Annotated in this window: 5 protein-coding genes and 1 pseudogene; all 6 read left to right on the top strand. The window is 40.5% G+C overall.

Going from position 1 to position 3,758, the window contains the following annotated elements; all coding sequences use genetic code 11:
* The coding region (locus QNK26_RS13050) for a Holliday junction DNA helicase RuvB C-terminal domain-containing protein (RefSeq protein WP_319223615.1) at positions 1 to 98 on the top strand (98 nt) is incomplete at its 5' end.
* A gap of 140 nt (positions 99 to 238) precedes the next feature.
* Positions 239 to 658 (top strand): tol-pal system-associated acyl-CoA thioesterase, encoded by a 420-nt coding sequence (gene ybgC, locus QNK26_RS13055; RefSeq protein ID WP_319223603.1) that lies wholly within the window; start codon positions 239 to 241, stop codon positions 656 to 658.
* A complete protein-coding gene (gene tolQ, locus QNK26_RS13060) occupies positions 645 to 1,337 on the top strand; it encodes a protein TolQ (RefSeq protein WP_319223606.1) in 693 nt (230 codons plus the stop codon). Before ybgC ends, tolQ begins: the two co-directional genes overlap by 14 nt.
* A gap of 3 nt (positions 1,338 to 1,340) precedes the next feature.
* Positions 1,341 to 1,766: a protein TolR gene (gene tolR, locus QNK26_RS13065; protein WP_319223609.1), complete on the top strand. Its 426-nt coding sequence runs from the start codon at positions 1,341 to 1,343 to the stop codon at positions 1,764 to 1,766.
* 27 nt (positions 1,767 to 1,793) lie between these two features.
* On the top strand, positions 1,794 to 2,879 hold the full coding sequence (gene tolA, locus QNK26_RS13070) for a cell envelope integrity protein TolA (protein WP_319223612.1): 1,086 nt from the start codon (positions 1,794 to 1,796) through the stop codon (positions 2,877 to 2,879).
* 1 nt (position 2,880) lies between these two features.
* A pseudogene (locus QNK26_RS13075) lies at positions 2,881 to 3,758 on the top strand (Tol-Pal system protein TolB); the annotation flags it as partial.

Consider the following 3,758-nt stretch of genomic DNA (forward strand, 5'->3'; position numbering starts at 1 on the left):
ACCTTATTCAGCAAGGATTCCTACAACGTACACCTCGTGGCCGTATTGCTACTCCACGTGCTTATCTGCATTTGGGTTTTGATTACCCACAAAAATAGCCCCAGAAATGGGTGTTGCATATTAAATCAATTTCATATCTTATTTTTGTCAGGTATATTAATAAACTTATAGCGCTAAATATTTAGATTATTGCGCTATAAGTTCGAATTATAGGGTTAATGGTGTGGGTTTTAGAATAATGCAAAATGAAATAGTATTGAGTGAGTTTAAGGCTCGCGTTTATTTTGAAGATACTGATGCTGGTGGCGTTGTTTATCATAGTAACTATTTGAATTACGCAGAGCGTGCCAGAACGGAAATGTTACGTGATAAAGGCTTTTCACAAGCGCTATTATTACAACAAAATCTTGCATTTGTGGTGCGTAAAATAGACATTGATTATCGTTATCCTGCATACCTTGATGATTTATTAATTATAAAATCACATATTAAGGAACTAAAACGTGCATCGTTGGTCTTCTCTCAGAGTATTTATCATGAAAATGGTAAATTGTTGTCAGAATTAACAGTCAAAGTGGCGTGCATTCAATTATCTCATAAGAAACCTTGTGCGATGCCTACAGAAATTATAAGGAAACTAACCAGTGGAAGCTGCTGATATTTCATTTTTTGGTCTTTTTTGGGAAGCAAGTCTACTGGTAAAGGCAGTGATGTTATTACTGCTTTCAATGTCAGTAGCCTCATGGACGATGATCTTTCATCGTTCTAAAGTGCTGACGCAAGCAAACGAAGCATCAAAACGATTTGAAGATAGATTTTGGTCAGGTATTGATCTATCTAAATTATATAAAGAAAGCGAAGCGCGGAAGAATAATATTCAAGGTATGGAGTTAATTTTCCACTCTGGTTTTAAAGAATATGTGCGTATCCATAATAGCCATCAAGAAAATACTGATGCGATCATGGACGGCAGTTATCGTGCCATGCGTGTTGCTTTGTCTCGTGAAGTTGACAATCTGGAAGCGAATTTAAATAATCTCGCCACGATTGGTTCGATCAGTCCCTATATCGGTCTATTTGGTACTGTATGGGGCATCATGAGTTCATTTATCGCGTTAGGTGCAGTGCAACAAGCGACGTTAGCTATGGTTGCGCCAGGTATTGCAGAAGCCTTGATTGCCACTGCCATGGGTCTGTTTGCTGCGATTCCTGCGGTGATTGCTTACAACCGATTTTCTAATCAAGTGATGAGAATTGAAAATAATTACGCTAACTTTATGGAAGAATTCTCAAGTATTTTACATCGCCAGAGCTTGGCTAAACGAACGCAGGACTAAGCGATGCAGCCATATCTACGTAAGCGCAGAAAACCGGTTGCTGAAATTAATGTAGTACCTTACATCGATGTGATGTTGGTGCTGCTTATTATCTTTATGGTGACCGCTCCATTGGTAACTCAAGGCGTACTTGTTGATCTGCCACAAGCACAAGCAGAGGCGTTATCGGAAGACAGTAAGCCGCCTATCGTAGCTTCTGTTGATAAAGATGGTTTGTATTATCTTGATGTCGGTGATGGTGATAAGTCACCGATGTCGCCAGATGATTTAGCTACATTAGTGGCTGCGCATTTAAAATTACAACCCGGCACACCCGTTGTTGTCAAAGGTGATGGTTCTGTCGCTTATGAGCAAGTGATCCGCTTAATGGTGGTTTTACAGCAGGCCGGAGCACCTTCTGTGGGTCTAATGACAGATCCGGTAGAGTAATAGGATGAGAGTAGGGTATAAATAAAGATGAAGGATAATCAGTCTAAATACTCTGTTGCGATTATTATTTCGGTCGTTCTGCATGTTGTGCTGCTGGTATTATTGGGTCTCAGCGCAACATCTACACCACTAAAGCAGCAACCAAAGCCAAAAGCGCAAGCGATCCAAGCCGTTGTTGTTAGTGAGCAAGCGGTAAAGCAGCATGCTGATCGAATTAAACGTACCGAACAAGAGAAGCGTAGAAAAGAGCAACAACGTTTACAGGCAGCTGAAGATCGGATTAACAAGCTTAATAAAGAGCGTCAGCAGAAAGAAGCGGCCATCGCAAAAGCCAAAGATAAACAGAAAAAAGCAGAGCAAGCTGCTACACGAGCTGAAACTAAACGAGCTGAAAAAGAAGTTGAACGTAAAAATGCTGAAGCGGCCGCGGTTAAAGCTGAGCAGCAACGCTTGAAGAAAGTTGAAGAGCGTAAAAAAGCCGAAGCGAAAACCAAAAAAGCTGAAGAGCAGCGTAAGAAGTCTGAAGCTGCTGCTGTCGCCGCTGAGAGTAAACGTCTCAAGGCTGAAGAGAAAGAGCGTAAGCGCCAAGTTGAGGTTAAGCGTAAAAAGGCTGAGGCAGCCAAGCTTAAAGCAGAGCAAGAACGTAAGCGTCAAGAAGTTGAAAAAAAACGCGTAGCTGAACAAAAGCGTAAAGCTGCAGAACAAGAGCGCCAACGTCTTGCTAAAATAGAACGCGATAGACAAGAGAAATTAATGCAAGCGCAGATCGAAGCTGAATTTGCCTCTGAGCTTGACAGTGAAATTCAGCAACTTGATGCTGTACGCCAGCAAGAAGTCTTGAGTGAAGTCGATAAATATACAGCACGTATTCAAAGTTCTATTCAACGAAATATGTTAACCAGCGATGCAATGAAAGGTAAGTCTTGTGCCCTTAATATACGGTTATCCGATTCAGGATTGGTTTTAAGTGTCACGAGTGGTAAAGGTGACAGTGTTGTTTGTAGAGCAGGAATTAACGCGGTAAATAAAGCGGGTTCATTACCTATGTCAGTGGATCCTGATGTTGCTAGTAAGCTTAAAAATATCAATTTGATTTTTAGACCAGAGATTTAATATGAGCATAACTAAACGATTTTTATCTTTCTTTATTGTCTGCCTCATGCAGGTACAAATCGCACATGCGGCATTAGAAATTGTCATTACCGAAGGTACCAATAGCGCAAGACCTGTCGCTGTTGTACCGTTTAAATGGTTAGGCTCGCAACCAAAACCTAAAGATATGACTGATTTTGCCAGTGTCATTGCAGATGATTTACGTAACAGTGGCCGTTTCTCGCCATTAGAACGCAGTTTGATGCCACAAACACCAGCAACAGAGAATACCGTTGATTATGCTGCCTGGAAAGAAACTGGTGTTGAAGCTATTGTGATTGGTACCGTCAAACCATTACAAGATGGACGTCTCCAGATCCACTTCCAGTTGATTAACGTAGCGTCTGGTTTTAAAAATCAAACACCACAAAAAATCGATGAGCAGTTAGTCAAAAATAACGATCATATTAAATTGAATTTGAAAGGTAATTTCTCGACTCGTCGCCCTCGTCATATTTCACACCGTTTAAGTGATTACATTTTTGAAAACTTAACGGGTACACGTGGTGCATTCTTAACGCGTATTGCTTACGTGGCTATTAACTACGATGACAAATACCCATTTAAATTATTAATTTCTGATTATGATGGCATGAATCAGCATGTACTATTCCGCTCAACTGAACCTGTTATGTCACCATCGTGGGATCCTACAGGTAAAAAGCTGGCTTACATGAGTATGGAAGACAAAAAGCATGAAATCTGGATTTATGATTTAGTTACTCAGAAACGTGAACTTATTGAACCGTACAAAGGCAGTAATATTTTTCCAGTATTTTCACCGGATGGTTCGAAACTGTCGATGGTGCTATCTAAATCAGGTCAAGCAGATGTCTATGT

Origin of the sequence: Moritella sp., from assembly GCF_033791185.1 — a bacterium.
Classification (GTDB): domain Bacteria; phylum Pseudomonadota; class Gammaproteobacteria; order Enterobacterales; family Moritellaceae; genus Moritella.